Origin of the sequence: Shewanella sp. SG44-6 (assembly GCF_014164185.1) — a bacterium.
Classification (GTDB): Bacteria; Pseudomonadota; Gammaproteobacteria; order Enterobacterales; family Shewanellaceae; genus Shewanella; species Shewanella vesiculosa.
The window spans coordinates 1-20935 of sequence record NZ_JACJER010000018.1; the positions used below are offsets into that span (position 1 = coordinate 1).

Below are 20935 nucleotides of genomic sequence, written 5' to 3' on the forward strand. Positions count from 1 at the left end.
ATCGGTAATATCAGCAGAAGCAGTAAGATAAACATCAACTTCTGGTGCTGAATATGCAGCATGGGTAACAGTTAACTTTGCCTCAGTCGCTACGCGACGAGTTTGCTCAACTAGCACCAGTGGTTCAATCATGCTATCGGTTAATGATCCTACCGCTAAGGTGCTATAACTTTTACCAAGATCTAAGTCGACGGCGGCCTTATCTATCACCACAACACTGTTATCGGCATCCGCAGCAACAGTTACTGTATGTGTACCGTCAGCAAGATTGACATAGCCCGTTACCTCACCAAAAGACAACATGTTAACTGCTGGAGTGACTGCTTCGTCAACAAATACGTCCACCGCAGGCGCGTCAGCAACAGCATGAACAACACGTAAATCTGCGCCGCTGTTGACATCATTTAAGATTACTTGCCCTTCTGGTAGCGACACTTGTAATGCTACTGGTGAATCACCAGACCAGGTATTAGGGATCGCGCTAATAAAGTAATCTTGCATATCGGCTAAGGCAACCGTACCTGAGTCATATACCACATCTTTCATTCCTGATGCGGTAATACGAATTTGATAGTCACCATTAGCTACCTCAATTTGCAAACTTACATCTAAATAGTTTGCAGATAATGTTGGAGTCATAGCGCTAATATCTGCATCAGGGGCGGTAACATAAACATCAACATTGCCCGCTGCAGGTGCAGCATGCAGAACTTGTACTCTGGCATAACCAGTAGCAATGTCCATTATTGGGTTTGCAATCAGTTTTAGATTTAGGGTGTCATTAGTCACTAACCCTAATGCCACTGCGGTATATTCCATATCACTTTGCGCATCAAGAGATGTTTCGAGCACGGTTGCAGTGTTACCATCGGCCAAAACAGCATCAACGCTAATATCGTAAGTCGCCGATGATACTTGGATTAGATCACTAGACATGGCGTAATCCACCTTCGACAGTAATGCATTTCCATTAGCGACAACATTCACTAATGGTGCATCACTACCTGCATGAATAACACGTACGAATGAAATTTCTGGCTCTACAGGATCAACAACCATGACATCATCGTCGTCAGAGCAGGCTGTTAAACCAATTAAAGAAACACACAGTGCAAAAGGGTAAATCCGTTTCATTTTAGAAATCCTCATTAAGTATTGTGACCGATTTCTATACGGGGTGATTTATTTGCTGGTTCAAAAAAAATACACACAAATAATTAACTTTTTAGATAAAAAGATATAAATATTTGATGCCAATATAAAATATGCACAAATAATAATTTAGCACTGGCTGTTTTAAAAAGAATGCTGACTATGATGAAAATAATCGCGGCACAATATCGCAAACATCATTATAGAGAACGGAAGGTAATAAGTGTTAATACTGCTAGCCTAACGTTTAGACTTATTAACTTCACCACAAAAAACCAACATAAACATTACTATCAATTAGTTAATCACCTATCACTGACACAATTAAACTGTAAAAATATCAATCATTGATGTAACTCTACTTACCACGCAAGTCTACTTTACACATTAAAATAAAATGTTGTTATCGACGAGCTTGATGCTGTGAAGCGTAGCTTGATCTTTTAGTACCGACTATTTTGCAAGTTCACCCCGTTAGTTTATTAAAACAAAAACTGATCTCATTAATTAACGAATGCGTAACTAATGCTGAACTCAAAAATGGTATGCACTCAAAAAAGGAAAGTATAATGTTAAATAAATTCACTACAATCATCGCTATTATCCTTGCTAGTTTAGCGTTCTCGTCAGTTTCTTATGCAGAGCATCATGGTATGAAAAAAGATATCGTTGATGTCGCTGCTGAAAATGGCTCGTTTAATACTCTCGTTGCAGCAGTGAAAGCAGCAGGACTTGTTGAAACATTAAAAGGTGAGGGTCCATTTACAGTATTCGCGCCAACAGATGATGCGTTTGCAAAGTTGCCTGAAGGCACAGTAGAAATGCTTCTTAAACCAGAAAACAAAGATAAACTTGTTGCAGTACTAACTTATCATGTTGTTTCAGGCAAAGTGCTGGCTGCTGATGTAGTTAACCTAGATAGCGCAACTACCGTTGAAGGACAAGCTGTTACCATTGAAGTAAAAGACGGTAATGTTATGGTAAATAATGCACAAGTAATCATGACAGATGTTGAAGCTAGCAACGGTGTGATCCATGTAATTGATACCGTACTGTTACCTAAGTAATCGCTAAGTAATGATGGGGCGTTGGTTTTATGTCACGCCCCTGATTTTTCATTTATAAAAATGCAATCTCACCGACACTGTAATGGTCAATTAAAATTATCATCTTGATGTCAAAAGCGATGATGTTCACTTTACACATTAGCCGGTAAATTTATTTTATCCAATTGATATAAACCTCATCCTCGTTAAATAGCATTATTGGCAATGTTAGTGACTTTACCCTTTGCCGATAATTAACATAGAGATAGACAGATTCACAATTAAAATGATCAATTATTTTATTACAGTGTTATAGCCAATAAAAACGGCTTCCTAAGAAGCCGTTAAATTAAATTTAAATCAAAGCTTTACTCAACCGTAACTGATTTTGCTAAATTGCGAGGTTGGTCTACATCAGTACCTTTAATTAATGCCACATGATATGACAGTAACTGCAATGGAATGGTGTAGATCAATGGTGCCATGAACGCATCACAATGGGGAACCTGGATAACTTTCATTGTGTCGTCTGACTCAAATTCTGCATCGACATCGGCAAACACATACATCAATCCACCACGGGCGCGCACTTCTTCAACGTTTGATTTAAGCTTTTCGAGTAACTCATTGTTTGGCGCAACCACAATCACTGGCATATCAGCATCAATCAAGGCTAATGGGCCGTGCTTTAGTTCGCCAGAGGCATAGGCTTCGGCGTGAATATACGAAATCTCTTTGAGTTTTAATGCACCCTCCATCGCGATTGGGTATTGATCACCACGGCCTAGGAATAATGCATGCTGTTTGTCAGCAAAGTCTTCTGCTAATTCAGCAATAGCATCATTTAAGCCAAGCGCCTGCTCCACTTTAGCTGGCATTGATAACAAGCTTTGAGTAATAGCCGCTTCCATTTCACTAGACATGCCATTATGACGGCCAATAGCGGTGGTTAACATTAACAAGCCAGCAAGTTGCACAGTAAAGGCTTTGGTTGATGCGACACCAATTTCTACGCCTGCTTTCATCATGTAAGCCATATCCGATTCACGAACTAACGATGAACCTGCAGAGTTACAGATAGTTAAAGTGGCTTTGTAGCCCATTTCTTTTGCTAGGCGCATTGCCGCTAAAGTATCTGCTGTTTCACCAGATTGTGAAATCGTCACTAATAAGCTATTTGGGAACAGGTGCGACTTACGGTAACGGAACTCAGATGCAATTTCGACGTTACATGATACGCCAGCCCAGTCTTCTAACCAGTAACGCGCGGCCATACCAGCATGATAACTGGTACCACAAGCAATAATTTGCACGTGTTTAATGTCTTTTAAAAATTCAGCGGCATTTTCACCAAAAGCTGAATCTAATACTTTACCACCCGCAATACGACCTTCTAAAGTATGCGCAATCGCAGTTGGTTGCTCGTAAATCTCTTTCAACATGTAGTGACGGTATTCACCTTTGTCACCGGCATCATGAGTCACTTCAGACTCTTTCATTTCGCGCTGAACAGCGTTGCCATTAACATCAAAAATGTTAACTTGACGACGGGTAATTTCTGCTACATCACCTTCTTCTAAAAATGCAAATGAACGCGTTACCGGTAACAATGCAAGTTGGTCTGAGGCAACAAAGTTTTCACCCAGACCATAACCTATAACCAATGGGCTACCACTGCGGGCAACAACCATGCGTTCGCTATCACGACGGTCGATAACAACTGTGCCATAGGCACCTTCAAGTTGCTTAACCGTCGCTTGAACTGCTACTAATAAGCTCGCGGCTGTTTTTAATTCATGATGAACAAGATGACAAATCACTTCGGTATCTGTGTCTGATGAGAACACATAACCTAAACCTTTTAATCTCTCGCGCAATTTACTGTGGTTTTCAATGATACCGTTATGAACAACGGCAATATCACCTTCAGATAAATGTGGGTGTGCATTACGCTCTGTTGGTTCACCGTGTGTTGCCCAACGAGTGTGAGCAATACCGGTACCACCACTTAGAGGGGTGATCTCAAGTGCAGATGACAACTCTTGTACTTTACCTACACGGCGAGTACGGCTTAGCTCACCTTGATGAATGACAGCAATACCTGCTGAGTCATAACCACGATATTCAAGACGGCGTAAGCCTTCGACTAAAATTTCTGCAACATCCCTTTGCGCAACAGCGCCTACGATTCCACACATGTTAGTTTCCTTTACTGTTTTAATTTAATTTGTTTACTTAGCGTATGGCGCGAGAATGACTCTGACGCCATGTGCTGAAATAGTGTTAACGGCTTCTTGGGTAATGTTGTCGTCGGTAACTAAGACATTAACCACTTCCCAGGGCAGCTCAAGATTAGGGATTCGTCGACCAATTTTGGTAGATTCCAGTAGTACCACCACTTCACGCGACATTTCTGCCATCACTTTACTCAAGCCAGTTAGCTCGTTAAACGTGGTAGTGCCGCGGTTAAGATCGATACCATCGGCACCGATAAACAGTTGGTCGAAGTTATATGAACGTAAAACCTGCTCAGCCACTTGACCTTGAAAAGACTCGGAATGGGGATCCCAGGTGCCACCGGTCATCAATAATGTCGGCTCATTTTCAAGTTCATGAATAGCATTGGCCAGTTGTAATGAATTGGTCATGACCACTAAACCATGCTTACCATTAAGCTGTTGAATGATGCCTGATGTGGTACTGCCACTGTCAATGATGATCCGATTATGGTCGCGGATCAGCTCAGCGGCTTTAGCAGCAATAGCTTGTTTATTTAAAGACAGGTTTTCGTTGGCTATTTGGGTCATTTCTTGTGGTAAAGGCACGGCGCCACCATAGCGTCGTAACAATAATCCATGGGTTTCAAGCATAGCCAAATCTTTACGGATCGTAACTTCGGAAGTGGCAAATAAATTAGCCAGTTCGTCGACACTGACTTCGCCTTGCTCATTAACCAATTTAATGATCGAATGGCGACGTTGTTGGGTGTTACGTTTAGTCATTTAAATTAACTACTTTCCGCATAAGTTTCGAAACGAAAGGTATTTTAGCATCAAATGAAACTTTATCTAGATCTTATAACTCAAAAGTTGAAATAAATGTACAAAAAAGCCTCTGAAATATGCAGAGGCTTTTTATGAACTAATTAAGATAAGTTAGCGTTAACTAGCCATATTAGAACTTAACCTCTGCGGCAACACTGAAGTTACGCTCTTGACCAATAGTCACCATATTATATTGACCACCTTCAATATAATCGGTATCAAATAAGTTTCTGACATTTGCACGTACGCTTACGTCTTTACCCATAACATCCATAGTGTAAGCGGCACCAATGTCAAAACGAACATAGCCGTCTTTGCGAATACTGTTATCGGTATTGGCAAAACGCTCGCCAACATAGATAGCACCAAAATTCAGCGCAAAATCTTCGTTCATTTGGTAGCGGGTCCAGATATTGGCAGACCATTCTGGCGCATCAACAGGCGTTTTACCTTCACGTTCATCGCCAGTGTGATATTCAGCATCAAGGTACATCATGGAAGATGTCATAAACCAATTGTCACTTATCTGGCCTTGAGCGCCCACTTCAAATCCACGATGCTTCTGCTCACCACCTTGAGTCGTAATATCAGTATAGGAACCTATTGGAGTCGGGAGTACTTCAGATATTGTAATATTCTCAAGGGTGATATCAAATACAGCCGCGGTCAGTAATAAGCTATCGTTGAACAGTTCCCACTTAGTACCAACTTCATACTGAATACCATATTCAGGTTTTAAATCCAGTTCATCGTTAACATCAAATGGATTATTAACAGCACCTTGCGGGGTAAAACTTTTTGAATAGTTTAGGTAAACACTGCCATTTTCCATGGGCGAGTAAATCACCCCAAACTTAGGCGATAGCGCATAACTGTTCTGGCCTAAACCGTCTTTCTTTTGCTCATCGTAACGAACACCAGTAAGCAGCTTCCATTGTTCATTAAGCGTCATTAAATCTTGCAAATAGAAGCCATAATATTTGTATTCGCTAGGATCACCTTTAACACTTGAATGGTAATCAAGATCAGGCTTAATAACAGGCTGCCCAGGAGTCACGGTTTGGGCTTTACCACGTTGGATCTGTTGCTGATAAAAATAATCTAGGTAATTTGCGCCAATTAATAACTGATGTTGAACTCCGGCAAAATCAAACTCGCCTGTAAAATCTACATAAGCCGTTTTATGTTGCCAGTCATCATAACGATCGAATGGTTTAATGCTATAACCATTACTAAGAGGATCTGTGGTGTATTGTGGCGCTGAGTCAAAACGTTGGCGATTGAATTGTTGATCGTTATAGCCCGCTTTGACTTTCCAGTTGTCACTCATATGCCAAGTCAGATCGGCACCTAAGTTTGACACGGTATTATCGGTAAAGGCCCAAGGCGCATCCCAAACGGTTTTACGTTCGCCAATGACATTACCTTGTTTATCTAACCAACCACCGGCATCAATACCGGCTTTATCTTGAGTGTGATCGTATTTCACTGACAGTAATACATCATCAGTTAAGTCAAATTCCATATTAAGATAACCTAACCAACGATCGCGTTCTTGATTTTCTTCGGTGGTTGAATATTCACGCCAATATGTTGTGTCTTGCTTAACTAACACTCCACGATAACGAATACTTTGGGCATCATTTAAACTTCCTCCCGCATCGATCTGCGCACGGGTAGAACCGTAACCATCTGTGTCTATACCCACATCAAGCATAGAATCATAAGTTGGCTTTTTAGTGACCATATTCACTAAACCACCAGGACCAGATTGGCCATACAACATACTAGAAGGACCTTTCAGCACTTCAACTTGCTGTAGCGTTTCAATAGGTTGTACATAGTGAGACCATTGCTGGTGGCCATTAATCAGATAACCATTACCCGAATTTAACTCAAAACCACGGATGCTAAAGACTTGGCGGTTCCAGCGTGTCGTTCCTGCCGTCACGCTGGAATCGTTAACTAATACTTCAGCAAGGTTAGTAGCTAATTGTTCATCGGTAACAAAATCAGGGATAACATTAACCGACTGTGGGGTATCCATTAAGTCGATATCACCGCGCATAGCGCCAGATGCTGTAGCAACTTTATAATCGTTAAAGGTACGACCGGTCACATTAATGCGCTCTATGTTAGCGTCACTCGACACTTCTGCCACAACTGGCATCGCCATTAATGCTGAACCAACCGCCAAACCTATAACTGAATATTTAAATACCATGACCAACTCCTCAATAAGACTTTCAGTCTAACAATTGAGGGGAATATAAATGAGAATTGTTTTTATTTAAACTTATTTGTGAAAAATTTACACTTACTTGTGACATAGCTATAAATTCATTTAAAACCAGTCAATTAAGAACATTTAATTAACATAAATCAAACTTATAACAAACCTTTTTTCAGTATAATTTTCATATAAAAAATGTATAAATAATAAAAAAGCGGCTCATGGCCGCTTGATTATATTTGAGTTAACCGTTATTTTTTAATTTTTATCGGACGCTGCCAACCAGTAATATGGCGCTGTTTAACGCGAGTAATCACCAGTTCATTTTCAGCAACATCTTTGGTTATGGTTGATCCAGCCCCTAGAGTGGCATTTTTGCCTATGGTAACAGGTGCTACTAACTGAGTATCACTGCCGACGAATACGCCATCTTCAATGGTAGTAATAAACTTATTGGCACCGTCATAGTTACAGGTAATTGTACCGGCACCGATATTCACGCCAGCGCCAATGTGTGCATCACCTAAATAGGCTAAGTGACCAGCTTTAGAACCTTTACCTAATACACTCTTTTTAATTTCGACAAAGTTACCTATATGAGCATCTTCTTTAAGCTCTGCCCCTGGGCGTAAACGGGCAAAAGGTCCTGCACTCGCGGCTTGTCCAAGCTTAGCGCCTTCTACAATAGTATAAGGTTTAATTTCTGCATTATCGGCAATGTCGCAATCAATCAAAATAGCACCTGCGCCGATTGTCACATTGTTACCTAGGGTTACTTTACCTTGAAAAATAACGTTAACATCTATCATCACATCCATACCAACAGTCACATCGCCGCGAATATCAATACGCGCAGGATCGCGGAGATTAGCACCGTCGAGCATCAGTTTTTCAGCAGCACGAGCTTGATAAGCTCTTTCTAATTGGGCAAGTTGCACGCGATTGTTAGCGCCTTCAACTTCGATAGCCGATTGTGGCTGTGATGTGCTAATTTCAACGCCATCAGCCTTTGCCATGGCAATGATGTCGGTAAGGTAGTATTCACCTTGAGCATTATTATTCGATAAACGATTTAACCAGGCTTTTAACTGCTTACCCGGCACAACCATTATACCTGTGTTCACTTCGGTTATGGCTAGCTGTTCAGCGTTAGCATCTTTTTGCTCGACAATTCCGACGACGCTGCCTTGTTCGCGCACTATGCGACCGTATCCGCTTGGGTTAGGTAAATTAACAGTCAAAATAGCCAAGCCATTCACAGGGCGTGCAGCTAATAATGCTTCTAAGGTTGATTGCTGAATAAGTGGTACATCACCGTAAAGGATTAATACTGTATCGTTATCGTTAATATTCGGGTTTGCTTGGGCAACCGCATGGCCGGTACCCAGTTGTTCAGCCTGTAATACCCAGTTTAATGCTTGCTCGCCAAGTGCTGTTTGTAATTTATCTGCGCCATAACCATACACTAACTGAATAGCATCTGATCCTAAGGCATTGGCAGTGTCTATCACATGTTGCACCATACTTTTATGAGCAATAGGATGCAGAACCTTTGGGAGATCTGAGCGCATCCGAGTTCCTTTTCCTGCAGCTAAGATCACAACATTTAACGACATTGAGCATTCCTTTAATGAACCGATATAGATTTGCGCTCATTTTAACGGAATATGGTCAAAAGGGAAAACAGGCAGGGGGTTAATTAGCCGATAATAGGCAATAAAAAAGGCGACTCATAAAGAGTCGCCTTTTAAGCGTCAAATAATCAGATTATCTGGTGATATTTTTCTTGATGCATTCAACAACACGTAATTGAGCCAAAGATTTGGCTAATTCGATTGCTGCGGCTTCATAATTGAAGTCAACTCCGGCGTTGGCAATTGCTTGCTCAGCACGTTCTTTGGCTTCTAAAGCAGCTTTCTCATCAATATCATCGGCACGTAATGCTACATCAGCAAGTACTGAAATTGCAGTAGGTTGTACTTCAAGTAAACCACCTGATAGATACAACACTTCTTCACTACCATCTTGCTTGATAAAGCGCGCCATACCAGGCTTGATTTTTGTCAGTAACGCAACATGGTTAGGCATAATACCTAACTCACCTTCAGCACCAGTAACTTCAAAGAAGCTAACTTGGCCGTGGTAGATGCTGTTTTCTGCACTAACAATATCAAGTTGGACTGTTTTGGCTGCCATCAAGTTCTCCTTAAAGAACTAAGCTTTACGGCCTAGTTATTTCTTTTTGTTAGCTTTCTCGACAGCTTCATCGATTGAACCAACCATGTAGAACGCTTGCTCAGGGATATGATCGAACTCACCATCCAAGATACCCTTAAAGCCACGAATAGTGTCTTTAAGAGAAACGTACTTACCAGGAGAACCAGTAAAGACTTCTGCTACGAAGAAAGGTTGAGATAAGAAACGCTCAATCTTACGCGCTCGGAATACCATGGTTTTGTCATCATCTGACAATTCATCCATACCCAAGATAGCAATAATGTCTTTCAGCTCTTTATAACGCTGTAATACAGTTTGTACACCGTTTGCAACATCATAATGCTCTTGGCCAACAACCTGTGGATCTAACTGACGTGAAGTCGAATCCAATGGGTCAACCGCTGGGTAAATACCCAAAGAAGCAATTTGACGAGACAATACAACAGTCGCATCTAAGTGAGCGAAGGTTGTGGCTGGTGACGGATCAGTTAAGTCATCCGCAGGTACATATACTGCTTGCACAGAAGTAATCGAACCAGACTTAGTTGAAGTGATACGTTCTTGAAGAACACCCATCTCTTCAGCTAGTGTTGGCTGATAACCTACCGCAGAAGGCATACGACCTAATAGTGCAGATACTTCAGTACCGGCTAAGGTGTAACGATAAATGTTGTCCACGAACAACAATACGTCACGACCTTCGTCACGGAACTTTTCAGCGATACTCAGGCCAGTTAACGCTACGCGTAAACGGTTTCCTGGAGGCTCGTTCATCTGACCATAAACCATGGCTACTTTGTCTAATACGCCTGAATCTTCCATCTCGTAGTAGAAGTCGTTACCCTCACGGGTACGCTCACCAACACCAGCGAAAACAGAAAGACCAGAGTGAGCTTTAGCGATGTTGTTAATCAGTTCCATCATGTTAACTGTTTTACCAACACCAGCACCACCGAACAGACCGACTTTACCACCTTTAGCGAAAGGACAAACAAGGTCGATAACCTTGATACCTGTCTCTAAAAGCTCAGTTGAATTTGACTGATCTTCGTATGAAGGAGCTGCACGGTGAATAACATAACGCTCTTCTTCACCGATAGGACCCGCTTCATCGATAGGCTCGCCCAATACGTTCATAATACGGCCAAGGGTTGCAACCCCTACCGGAACAGTAATTGGTGAACCTGAGTTTGCTACCTCTAGACCACGACGCAGACCATCAGAAGAACCCATAGCGATGGTACGAACAACACCACCACCTAGCTGCTGCTGAACTTCCAGCACCAAACCATTACAGGCGCCTTCACCAGTGATCTTCAGAGCGTCATATACTCGAGGTACAGAATCTTGTGGAAACTCTACGTCCACAACCGCGCCAATTACTTGGACAACAGTACCTGTGCTCATGATTAATCCTCTAAACTTGATTTCGTTACCTAAACCTAAACCGCTGCAGCGCCTGCAACAATTTCCGACAGTTCTTGCGTAATCGCAGCCTGACGGGCCTTGTTATAAACGAGTTGCAAATCATCGATCATTTCGCCGGCGTTATCTGTTGCCGCCTTCATGGCTACCATACGGGCAGCCTGTTCAGAGGCAATATTTTCAACAACACCTTGATATACTTGAGACTCTACATAACGAGTTAACAATAAATCCAATACTTCTTTTGGATCAGGCTCGTAAATATAATCCCAAGGATAACTAGCTACTTCTTCATCTGACTTAGGTAAAGGTAGCAGCTGTTCGATCACCGGAGTCTGGGACATGGTATTCACAAATTTGTTAAATACTATGAACAGACGATCCAGTTTACCTTCGTTGTAAGCTTTTAACATGACACGAACTGTGCCAATCAAATCAGCAAGTTTTGGCGAGTCGCCTAAACCTGATGCATGGGCGGATATTTCACCACCAAAGCTTTTAAAAAACTGAACAGAACGGGCACCAATTGGGCAAAACTCAACATTTGCACCTTGTTCTTTCCACTTTTTAACGTCTGACACAACCTTTTTAAATAGGTTAGCGTTCAAACCACCACAAAGGCCACGGTCGGTTGCTACAACAATGTAACCAACCCGCTTGGCATCTCTCACCTCTAAATAGGGGTGTTTATACTCGAGAGTACCTTGCGCTACGTGACCGATCACCTTACGCATATTTTCTGCATATGGACGGCTCGCTGCCATGCGTTCTTGCGCTCTGCGCATTTTGCTGGCGGCAACCATTTCCATAGCGGAAGTGATCTTCTGAGTATTTTTAACACTCGCGATCTTGGTTTTAATCTCTTTAGCGCTGGCCATCTCTACTCTCCAATCTGGGACCTGAGGTGCCTAATGACACCCCGTGTTCATTATTACCAGGTTTGGGTTTCAATGAACTTGTCCATGCCTGCCTTTAACTCACCTTCGATATCAGCGTTATAATCGCCAGTAGCATTGATGGTGTTCATTAGGTCAGCATGTTGACTGTTCATGTATGAAAGCAGAGAGGCTTCGAAGCGACCGATTTCATTTAAAGCAACACCTTTAAGGTAGCCTTTTTCAGCTGCGAAAATAGACACAGACTGGGCAGCAACGCTCATAGGAGCATATTGCTTTTGCTTCATTAGTTCGGTTACTCGCTCACCATGCTCAAGTTGAGCACGTGTTGCATCATCTAAATCAGATGCAAACTGTGAGAACGCAGCAAGCTCTCGATACTGTGCAAGTGCTGTACGAATACCGCCTGACAGTTTCTTGATGATCTTAGTCTGCGCAGCACCACCAACACGAGAAACAGAAATACCTGGGTTAACTGCAGGACGAAGTCCCGAGTTAAACAAGTCAGTCTCAAGGAAGATCTGACCATCAGTAATAGAAATTACGTTGGTCGGTACGAACGCTGACACATCACCAGCTTGGGTTTCAATAATAGGTAACGCGGTTAACGAACCGGTTTGACCTGTTACTGCACCGTTAGTGAACTTTTCTACATAATTTACGTTTACGCGTGAAGCACGCTCTAATAAACGAGAGTGTAGATAGAATACGTCACCTGGGTATGCTTCACGTCCTGGTGGACGCTTCAATAGTAGAGAAATTTGACGATAAGCAACTGCTTGCTTAGACAAATCATCATATACGATTAAAGAATCTTCACCGCGGTCACGGAAGTATTCACCCATAGAACAACCAGAATATGGCGCTAAATATTGCAGTGCTGCAGCTTCAGAAGCTGATGCAACAACAACGATAGTGTTAGCTAATGCACCATGTTCTTCAAGCTTGCGTACTACGTTTGCGATGGTAGAAGCTTTCTGACCAATAGCAACATAGACACACTTAATGCCTGATTCTTTCTGGTTGATAATTGCATCAATAGCCATCGCTGTTTTACCAGTCTGACGGTCACCAATAATCAATTCACGTTGACCACGACCAATAGGGATCATGGCATCAACGGCTTTATAACCAGTTTGGATTGGTTGTGATACTGACTTACGTTCAATAACACCAGGGGCAATTACTTCAACAGGAGAGAAACCATCGTTGTCGATAGGTCCTTTTCCATCAATAGGCTCACCTAGAGTGTTAACAACGCGGCCAAGTAGACCACGACCCACCGGTACTTCAAGAATACGACCAGTGGTTCTAACTTTATCACCTTCTGCTAAATTAGCATAAGGTCCCATCACTACGGCGCCGACAGAATCACGTTCTAAGTTCAACGCGATTGCAAAACAGCCACCAGGCAGTTCGATCATTTCACCTTGCATTACATCGGCTAGGCCGTTAATGCGAATGATGCCGTCACTTACTGCAACGATAGTACCTTCGTTGCGAGCTTCACTAACGACGTCGAACTGCTCGATCCGCTGCTTAATCAGATCGCTGATTTCAGTGGAATTCAGTTGCATGCTCAAACTCCCAATTACGACTGCAGCTTTTCAGACAAACGCGATAACTTACCGCTTACCGAGCCATCAATGACTAGGTCGCCTGATTTAATAATTACACCGCCAATAAGCGATGCGTCGATGCTGCAATTCAGCTTAACTTTGCGTGCGAGACGTTTCTCTAAAGAAACACTAATTTGCTGCTGTTGCTCAGAGCTTAGCTCAGTAGCAGAAACCACATCGGCCTCAACTTCTTTTGCCCACTCATTACGGTATTCAGCAAAAAGTAGCGATACTGTTGACAGTATCCCTAAACGACCGTTTTCAGCCATTACCTTTATCAGGTTTTGACCTTGCTCATTGACTTGCTCACCGCATACTTTAATAAACAGTGAAGCTAGTTGTGTACTCGCGAGAGTACCATTTAGCAGTGGCTTGATTGATTCGTTCTCACTCACCAATGAAGCGAAAGTTAACATTTCTGTCCAACTATCTACTGCTTTATGCTCAACAGCAAAATCAAAAGCTGCCTTTGCGTAAGGGCGAGCGATGGTGCTTAATTCAGCCATAACTCAACTCCCTTAATCAAATTTCAGCAACAAGTTTATTAACAATGTCACTGTGGGCTTCTGGATCAATCGTACGTTCAAGAATTTTCTCTGCACCAATGATGGCTAGAGAAGCAACTTGCTTACGCAGGTCGTCTTTCACGCGATTACGTTCGTTTTCAATTTCTGCTTGACCCTGGGCGATAATTTTAGCTCGCTCAGTTTGTGCTTCAACTTTAGCTTCATCAACGATTTGAGCCTTACGCTTATTAGCTTGCTCAATAATTTCGTTGGCAGTTACTTTTGCTTCTTTTAGTTGCTCAGTAGCTTTAATTTGTGCTAACTCTAGATCTTTTGCTGCACGGCCGGCATCCGCCAGACCATCAGCAATTTTCTTCTGGCGTTCTTCGATGGCATTCATCAACGGAGGCCATACAAACTTCATGCAAAACCACACGAAGAGAATAAAGGCAACCGTCTGACCGAATAGGGTAGCGTTGAAATTCACAACAGCCTCCTAGTTAGATTAAAGACAGAAGCGTTAGTTAAAGCATTGCACCCAATGGGTTAGTAAATAGCATAAATAGCGCAATACCTACACCAATCATAGTTACGGCATCTAGAAGACCCGCTACGATGAACATTTTAACTTGTAACATAGGCGCCATTTCTGGCTGACGAGCTGCACCTTCTAAAAACTTTCCACCTAAAAGGCCGAAACCGATAGCTGTTCCTAATGCACCCATACCAATAAGTAGAGCAACAGCAATAGCCGTCATTCCTAATACAGTTTCCATATCTATCTCCAATATTCTAAATCGTTGTTATTAATGATTTAGGTCAAAAAATTTTTCGGTTACCCTTAATGATCTTCATGTGCCATGCTTAAATAAACAATAGTCAACATCATGAAAATAAATGCTTGTAAAGTAATAACTAAAATATGGAAAATTAACCAACCTAGTTGTAATCCTACACCTAGAGCAGATAACGCCACGTTAGAACCGTACATCAATGCAATAAGGATAAATATCAACTCACCAGCGTACAAGTTACCAAATAGTCGTAGAGCCAATGAAATCGGCTTCGCAACTAGAGTCACTGTTTCTAATAATAAGTTGACGGGTATCATTGCCCAATGGTTAAAAGGCTGAAATGTTAGTTCTTTAACAAAACCTGAAACACCTTTGACTTTAATGCTGTAATAAATAATCAGCACAAACACACCAAGAGCTAAGCTGAAGGTAATGTTAACGTCAGTAGTCGGAACAACTTTTAGGTATGGCACACCAGCTAACGAAGCTAATGCAGGTAACCAATCGACTGGGATCATATCCATGAAGTTCATCATGAAAATCCAGACGAAAATTGTCAGAGCTAAAGGTGCAATAACAGGATTGCGGCCGTGAAAAGTTTCTTTCACACTGCTATCTACGAACTCAACAATCATCTCAACAAAACATTGAAATTTGCCAGGAACGCCTGTTGTCGCATTTTTGCCGGCACGGTAAAACAGCCATAAGAACAACATTCCAAGCCCAACCGAAAAGAGCAACGAATCAATGTGCCAAGTCCAAAACCCTTCACCAACACTTAAATTGGTAAGGTGATGTTGGATATAGCCCTGCGGTGTTAACGCTTCACCAGTTGCAGCCATGATTCATCCCACTTAACTTTGCTTGAAATATAAAGGTGCTATCCAATGTACAACTAACGCTAATGAGTAACAGGTAAAAAGCGGCATAAAACCGACTTTCATATTGATAAACACTAACGAAAATAATCCAATGGTCAACAGCATCTTTACCGCTTCCCCCCAGTAAAAGCTTTTAATCACTTTTGCTGCAGAGCTTGCTCCACTATGTGAGAAAGCTAGGGTTGCGAATACAAAATTAGGAAGTACAGCAATTACACCACCTGCAAGTGCAGATAGGCCATACTGTGCTCCCCACATAACGAAAAATAGTGTTGAAATAATACTCGCGACGATAGCTTGTACCAGCACTAATTTATAGGCTGCTAACCTGCCACGACGCGCTAAAACATTACCCAACTTCATATCTCCGCATTATTGCTTTTCGCGGTCCTAATGTTAAATTTAAAATATTAAACTAGCCTTAAGATTCAAAAAGCCTGCAAAGTATACCTTTTCGCGCTTTGTTTGCAACTTTGATGATAGTAAAACGACGATTTTGCACACTATTCGGCGCTAAATTATCGAAAACAAAAATTAGAGCTCTGTCACAAACTTACTAATGAAATTGGTTTGATTCACAAATCATCGGATTTTATTTAAAATTCCGTCTAATTCAGCAAGATTCTGGTAATTTATTACAATTTTGCCTTTACCTTTACTGCCATGATTGATGGCAACCTTGGCACCGAGTCTTTCAATTAACTCTTGTTCTAAGCGGCTAACATCATGATCTTTAGCTGGTGTTTCGGCGTCTTTAGTCGGATTTAAGGCTTTATTCACTAATCGTTCAGTTTCTCGAACAGTCATTTCTTTAGAAGCCACTAATCGAGCTAAATTTGTCTGTTCATCACCCTCTAATGCCAATAACGCACGCGCATGGCCCATGTCGATATCACCATTCTCTAACAAACGTTTAACAGGCTCATTAAGGCTATTTAAACGTAATAAATTAGACACACTTACACGAGATTTACCTACAGCATCAGCAACTTGTTGATGAGTTAATTCAAATTCTTCAAGTAATCGTTGTAATGCAATCGCTTCTTCCATTGCATTTAAGTCTTCACGCTGAATATTTTCAATTAACGCGATAGCGACCGCGGCATCATCAGCCACTTGCTTAACAATACACGGGACTTTATTTAATTTAGCTAATTGAGCAGCACGCCAACGGCGTTCACCGGCAATAATTTCATAATGAGTTTCAGAAATTTTACGGATCACTATCGGTTGTATCACCCCTTGAGCACGAATAGACTCAGCCAGTTCTTCTAATGCTTCTGGCGACATATCTTTACGAGGTTGATATTTACCGGGCTGTAATAAGTCAAGATCGAGGTGGAGTAAGTCACTTAGCGGAGTAGATTGCTGTTCTTCAGCCTGATCACTTTTACGACTAGCGGCATTACTGTGGCTTAATAAGGCATCCAAGCCTTTACCTAAACCGCGCTTTTTTAAAGTCATTTTTATATCCTACGCTTGTTTTGGTTGAGTTTGCTGTTCTGCACGACGGATAATTTCACCCGCTAGGGCTAAATAAGCTTTAGCGCCAGCACTCGATTTGTCGTAATACATGGCAGGTGCACCAAAACTAGGGGCTTCGGCTAAACGAACATTTCGCGGTATGACGGTACGATATACTTTATCGCCAAAATGTTGCTTGAGTTGATCAGATACATCATTAGATAAACGATTACGCGGATCATACATAGTGCGTAAAATACCTTCTATGCTCAGGGTTGGGTTGACCATGGCGCCTAGCTTAGTAATGGTATCAATCAATGCCGTTAAACCTTCTAGGGCATAATATTCGCATTGCATTGGCACAAGTACTGAATCTGCAGCAGACATAGCATTCACGGTAAGCATATTGAGCGATGGCGGGCAGTCGATGAAAATATAATCGTAATCATCTTTGATTGGCGCTAATGCATTACGTAAACGTATTTCACGAGCATAAAATTCCATCAATTTAATTTCTGCCGCAGTAACATCACCATTACTTGCGATCAAATCATATTTTCCAACGGTATTTTTAATCACAATCTCAGCAAAGGGTTTTTCTTCGACTAATAATTCATAAGCTGTGTTATCGACTTCATACTTATCGATACCACTGCCCATAGTCGCATTACCTTGCGGATCCAAATCGATCAACAACACTCTACGCTTTGTGGCGGCAAGTGATGCGGCTAAATTAACGCAAGTTGTTGTTTTTCCAACGCCACCTTTTTGGTTGGCTACGGCAATGATTTTACCCACAATGTCATCCTGTCTTTAATTATTGATGTCCGGTTAGCTTTATTAGCGAAAGAAATGCGATTTATTGCTTAGCAATTTTTAATAAATGTCGCTGTTCATCTAACTTTGGTACATGCAATACTATGGTTTCTACCAACGAAAATCCTGTTGGCATGTCGTCTAATTCTTGCTGATTTAACTGGCCTTTTAATGCATAAAAAGTGCCTTTTTCAGTTGGTAAATGGTGACACCAACTGAGCATATCTTGAATAGATGCAAATGCTCTGCTTAATACTCCGTCAAATTTAATATCAGGATTATAAGCTTCAACACGACTTTCTATTGAAGTGATGTTATTAATTTTTAACTCGAACTGAACCTGCTTCTGAAAACGGATCCGTTTACCTAAACTATCGAGTAATACAAACTGCTTATCTGGATTCATAATGGCTAATGGGATCCCTGGTAAACCAGGACCGGTTCCCACATCGATAAAACGCTGCCCTTCAAGATAAGGAGAAACGGTTAAACTGTCCATAACATGGCGGATTAACATTTGCTCAGGATCGCGAACGGAGGTGAGGTTATAAGCCTTATTCCATTTATTAAGCATTTCAACAAAACCTATTAATTGTTTTTGTTGTAATTCAGTGGCCGACATATTCATTTCAGCTAAATAGGATTTAAGTTGGGCAGATAACACAGAAAGCCTCGTAAGTTACGTTATAAAGACGGCAGTTATTATGAAGCCGTAAAAGCACTAAGGGAAGCCTTATGGCTTCCCTTGTGTTATTGATTTGAAAAAATGATCTGTTTTAGGCTATTTTTCGCAATAAACCTCTTTTTTTCAAATGAACTAACAAAATTGAGATTGCTGCAGGAGTGATCCCTGAGATCCGTGATGCTTGTCCGACAGTATCGGGTTTATGGTTATTCAATTTTGCGATCACTTCATTAGATAAACCAGGGACCTCTTGATAATCTAGATCAAGTGGTAATAGTGAGCTTTCATGACGAATAGCTTTATCAATTTCATCTTGTTGACGCTGAATATAACCCGAATATTTTACCTGAATTTGTACTTGCTCAGCTGCTTGAGGATCTTCTAGTCCAGGTCCAAAACCTTCCAGAGACATTAACTTGGTATAATCCATTTCCGGACGACGAAGTAGGTCTTCAAATGATGCTTCACGTGAAATAGGCGTATTTAATTGTGGATTAAGTACTTCAAGCAAAGGTGAGTTAGGGTGAACCCATTGGCCGCGTAAACGCTGAAGTTCTAATTCAATTGATTCTCTCTTGGTAACAAATGATGCCCAGCGATTGTCATCAACTAATCCAAGTTCACGGCCTTTTTCTGTTAAGCGTAAATCGGCATTATCTTCACGAAGTAACAAACGATATTCTGCGCGGCTGGTGAACATGCGGTACGGTTCTTTAGTGCCTAAAGTAGATAAATCATCTACTAGTACGCCAAGATAAGCTTGATCACGACGAGGGCACCATGCTTCTTTGCCTTGAACTTGTAGTGATGCGTTCATACCTGCAAGTAAGCCTTGAGCACCTGCTTCTTCATAGCCTGTAGTGCCATTAATCTGACCTGCGAAATAAAGTCCTTCAATGGCCTTAGTTTCTAATGAGTTTTTAAGATCGCGAGGATCAAAATAGTCATATTCAATCGCATAGCCTGGACGCATAATTTCAGCGTTTTCCATACCTTTAATTGATCGAACTAAATTTAACTGTACGTCAAATGGCAAACTGGTTGAGATACCGTTTGGATAGATCTCATTAGTGCTTAAGCCTTCTGGCTCAATAAAGATCTGATGTGACGATTTATCTGCAAAACGATGAATTTTATCTTCAATTGATGGACAGTAACGGGGTCCGATCCCTTCAATCACGCCAGAGTACATAGGGCTGCGATCTAATCCGCCACGAATAATATCGTGAGTTTTCTCATTGGTATGAGTAATAAAACATGAAATTTGTCTTGGATGTTGGCTGACATCACCAATAAATGACATAACTGGTAATGGTGTATCACCCTTTTGTTCGGTCATTTGTGAAAAATCTATGCTATTGGCATCGATACGTGGTGGTGTACCGGTTTTTAAGCGACCAACACGTATATTTAATTCACGTAATCGATTTGCTAACGCAATGGCTGGAGGATCACCCGCTCTACCACCACTGTAATTTTGCATTCCAATATGAATTTTGCCGCTTAAAAATGTGCCTGTTGTTAATACGATCGCTGGCGCTTCAAATACTAGTCCCATTTGAGTCACTACACCAATAACTTTATTATTTTCAACAACTAAATCGTCTACAGCTTGTTGAAAAATACGTAAGTTAACTTGGTTCTGTAAAATACTTTGGATCTTTTGGCGATATAAAGCTCTGTCTGCTTGGGCTCGTGTTGCACGAACAGCTGGACCTTTGCTTGAATTTAATGTTCTAAATTGAATGCCTGCAAAGTCAGTAGCTGTTGCCATTGCACCGCCCAAAGCATCAATTTCTTTAACTAAATGGCCTTTACCTATTCCGCCGATAGCAGGGTTGCAAGACATTTGCCCAAGTGTGTCGATGTTGTGGGTTAACAATAATGTTTTTGAACCCATTCTTGCAGCAGCAAGTGCGGCTTCAGTTCCGGCATGACCACCACCTACAACAATTACATCAAACCGTTCATGAAAATGCATTATCTGACCTTTGATAGCTAAGAAAGTTGAATTCGAATTTAATCTTTTTTCGATTGGATCATTTTAGCACTTGCTTGTCTTAACGTGAACGATCATTTTTCATTGATTGATCAATATGCGGTTTGCTTAATAGATCTTAAGATCTTTATATAGATCTTTTTATTATGTTTATTATT

The 20935-nt window shown here is 41.4% G+C and carries 19 protein-coding genes; 1 reads left to right on the top strand and 18 read right to left on the bottom strand.

Annotated features, from left to right (window positions below; genetic code table 11):
* Positions 1-1134 (bottom strand): DUF4397 domain-containing protein (locus tag H5185_RS05180; RefSeq protein WP_182741542.1); only part of this gene is annotated, 1134 nt, incomplete at its 3' end.
* 587 nt (positions 1135-1721) lie between these two features.
* Between H5185_RS05180 and H5185_RS05185 the strand changes: the two genes are divergently transcribed.
* Positions 1722-2219 (top strand): fasciclin domain-containing protein, encoded by a 498-nt coding sequence (locus H5185_RS05185; protein ID WP_124016596.1) that lies wholly within the window; start codon positions 1722-1724, stop codon positions 2217-2219.
* A gap of 347 nt (positions 2220-2566) precedes the next feature.
* Here H5185_RS05185 and glmS read toward each other — a convergent pair whose 3' ends face one another.
* The 17 genes from glmS to mnmG form a co-directional block, all read right to left on the bottom strand.
* Positions 2567-4396: a glutamine--fructose-6-phosphate transaminase (isomerizing) gene (gene glmS / locus H5185_RS05190; RefSeq protein ID WP_124016595.1), complete on the bottom strand. Its 1830-nt coding sequence runs from the start codon at positions 4394-4396 to the stop codon at positions 2567-2569.
* A gap of 33 nt (positions 4397-4429) precedes the next feature.
* Positions 4430-5200, bottom strand: a complete 771-nt coding sequence (locus tag H5185_RS05195) for a DeoR/GlpR family DNA-binding transcription regulator (protein ID WP_182723706.1) — start codon at positions 5198-5200, stop codon at positions 4430-4432.
* Positions 5201-5372: 172 nt separating this feature from the next.
* The gene (locus H5185_RS05200) at positions 5373-7466 is read right to left on the bottom strand and encodes a TonB-dependent siderophore receptor (protein ID WP_182741543.1); all 2094 of its coding nucleotides are present in this window, start codon (positions 7464-7466) and stop codon (positions 5373-5375) included.
* 260 nt (positions 7467-7726) lie between these two features.
* Positions 7727-9091, bottom strand: coding sequence for a bifunctional UDP-N-acetylglucosamine diphosphorylase/glucosamine-1-phosphate N-acetyltransferase GlmU (gene glmU, locus H5185_RS05205; protein ID WP_182741544.1), 1365 nt, complete (start codon positions 9089-9091; stop codon positions 7727-7729).
* A 151-nt stretch (positions 9092-9242) separates the two neighbouring features.
* The gene (locus H5185_RS05210) at positions 9243-9671 is read right to left on the bottom strand and encodes a F0F1 ATP synthase subunit epsilon (protein ID WP_124016591.1); all 429 of its coding nucleotides are present in this window, start codon (positions 9669-9671) and stop codon (positions 9243-9245) included.
* A 36-nt stretch (positions 9672-9707) separates the two neighbouring features.
* Positions 9708-11099, bottom strand: a complete 1392-nt coding sequence (gene atpD, locus H5185_RS05215; protein WP_011639450.1) for a F0F1 ATP synthase subunit beta — start codon at positions 11097-11099, stop codon at positions 9708-9710.
* Positions 11100-11134: 35 nt separating this feature from the next.
* Positions 11135-11995: a F0F1 ATP synthase subunit gamma gene (gene atpG / locus H5185_RS05220; protein ID WP_182698832.1), complete on the bottom strand. Its 861-nt coding sequence runs from the start codon at positions 11993-11995 to the stop codon at positions 11135-11137.
* Between the two features lie 53 nt (positions 11996-12048).
* Complete coding sequence (atpA, locus tag H5185_RS05225) at positions 12049-13590, bottom strand: F0F1 ATP synthase subunit alpha (RefSeq protein WP_124016588.1); 1542 nt, start codon at positions 13588-13590, stop codon at positions 12049-12051.
* Positions 13591-13604: 14 nt separating this feature from the next.
* The gene (gene atpH, locus H5185_RS05230; protein WP_182723703.1) at positions 13605-14138 is read right to left on the bottom strand and encodes a F0F1 ATP synthase subunit delta; all 534 of its coding nucleotides are present in this window, start codon (positions 14136-14138) and stop codon (positions 13605-13607) included.
* A 16-nt stretch (positions 14139-14154) separates the two neighbouring features.
* Positions 14155-14625, bottom strand: coding sequence for a F0F1 ATP synthase subunit B (gene atpF / locus H5185_RS05235; protein ID WP_124016586.1), 471 nt, complete (start codon positions 14623-14625; stop codon positions 14155-14157).
* 37 nt (positions 14626-14662) lie between these two features.
* Positions 14663-14914, bottom strand: a complete 252-nt coding sequence (gene atpE, locus H5185_RS05240) for a F0F1 ATP synthase subunit C (RefSeq protein WP_011639455.1) — start codon at positions 14912-14914, stop codon at positions 14663-14665.
* Between the two features lie 65 nt (positions 14915-14979).
* Positions 14980-15774, bottom strand: coding sequence for a F0F1 ATP synthase subunit A (atpB, locus tag H5185_RS05245; RefSeq protein ID WP_124016585.1), 795 nt, complete (start codon positions 15772-15774; stop codon positions 14980-14982).
* A 12-nt stretch (positions 15775-15786) separates the two neighbouring features.
* Positions 15787-16170, bottom strand: a complete 384-nt coding sequence (locus H5185_RS05250) for an ATP synthase subunit I (protein ID WP_124016769.1) — start codon at positions 16168-16170, stop codon at positions 15787-15789.
* 225 nt (positions 16171-16395) lie between these two features.
* On the bottom strand, positions 16396-17277 hold the full coding sequence (locus tag H5185_RS05255) for a ParB/RepB/Spo0J family partition protein (protein WP_124016584.1): 882 nt from the start codon (positions 17275-17277) through the stop codon (positions 16396-16398).
* A gap of 9 nt (positions 17278-17286) precedes the next feature.
* A complete protein-coding gene (locus H5185_RS05260; RefSeq protein WP_182723702.1) occupies positions 17287-18075 on the bottom strand; it encodes a ParA family protein in 789 nt (262 codons plus the stop codon).
* Positions 18076-18136: 61 nt separating this feature from the next.
* On the bottom strand, positions 18137-18757 hold the full coding sequence (gene rsmG, locus H5185_RS05265; RefSeq protein WP_182698831.1) for a 16S rRNA (guanine(527)-N(7))-methyltransferase RsmG: 621 nt from the start codon (positions 18755-18757) through the stop codon (positions 18137-18139).
* Positions 18758-18869: 112 nt separating this feature from the next.
* Positions 18870-20759 (bottom strand): tRNA uridine-5-carboxymethylaminomethyl(34) synthesis enzyme MnmG, encoded by a 1890-nt coding sequence (mnmG, locus tag H5185_RS05270; RefSeq protein ID WP_182741545.1) that lies wholly within the window; start codon positions 20757-20759, stop codon positions 18870-18872.
* Between the last annotated feature and the right edge of the window lie 176 nt (positions 20760-20935).

Excerpts from the sequence above, each read along its gene's own strand:
- H5185_RS05185 (WP_124016596.1), top strand. The coding sequence starts at position 1,722 with ATGTTAAATAAATTCACTACAATCATCGCTATTATCCTTGCTAGTTTA.
- glmS (WP_124016595.1), bottom strand. The coding sequence starts at position 4,396 with ATGTGTGGAATCGTAGGCGCTGTTGCGCAAAGGGATGTTGCAGAAATT.
- H5185_RS05195 (WP_182723706.1), bottom strand. The coding sequence starts at position 5,200 with ATGACTAAACGTAACACCCAACAACGTCGCCATTCGATCATTAAATTG.
- H5185_RS05200 (WP_182741543.1), bottom strand. The coding sequence starts at position 7,466 with ATGGTATTTAAATATTCAGTTATAGGTTTGGCGGTTGGTTCAGCATTA.
- glmU (WP_182741544.1), bottom strand. The coding sequence starts at position 9,091 with ATGTCGTTAAATGTTGTGATCTTAGCTGCAGGAAAAGGAACTCGGATG.
- H5185_RS05210 (WP_124016591.1), bottom strand. The coding sequence starts at position 9,671 with ATGGCAGCCAAAACAGTCCAACTTGATATTGTTAGTGCAGAAAACAGC.
- atpD (WP_011639450.1), bottom strand. The coding sequence starts at position 11,099 with ATGAGCACAGGTACTGTTGTCCAAGTAATTGGCGCGGTTGTGGACGTA.
- atpG (WP_182698832.1), bottom strand. The coding sequence starts at position 11,995 with ATGGCCAGCGCTAAAGAGATTAAAACCAAGATCGCGAGTGTTAAAAAT.
- atpA (WP_124016588.1), bottom strand. The coding sequence starts at position 13,590 with ATGCAACTGAATTCCACTGAAATCAGCGATCTGATTAAGCAGCGGATC.
- atpH (WP_182723703.1), bottom strand. The coding sequence starts at position 14,138 with ATGGCTGAATTAAGCACCATCGCTCGCCCTTACGCAAAGGCAGCTTTT.
- atpE (WP_011639455.1), bottom strand. The coding sequence starts at position 14,914 with ATGGAAACTGTATTAGGAATGACGGCTATTGCTGTTGCTCTACTTATT.
- atpB (WP_124016585.1), bottom strand. The coding sequence starts at position 15,774 with ATGGCTGCAACTGGTGAAGCGTTAACACCGCAGGGCTATATCCAACAT.
- H5185_RS05255 (WP_124016584.1), bottom strand. The coding sequence starts at position 17,277 with ATGACTTTAAAAAAGCGCGGTTTAGGTAAAGGCTTGGATGCCTTATTA.
- mnmG (WP_182741545.1), bottom strand. The coding sequence starts at position 20,759 with ATGCATTTTCATGAACGGTTTGATGTAATTGTTGTAGGTGGTGGTCAT.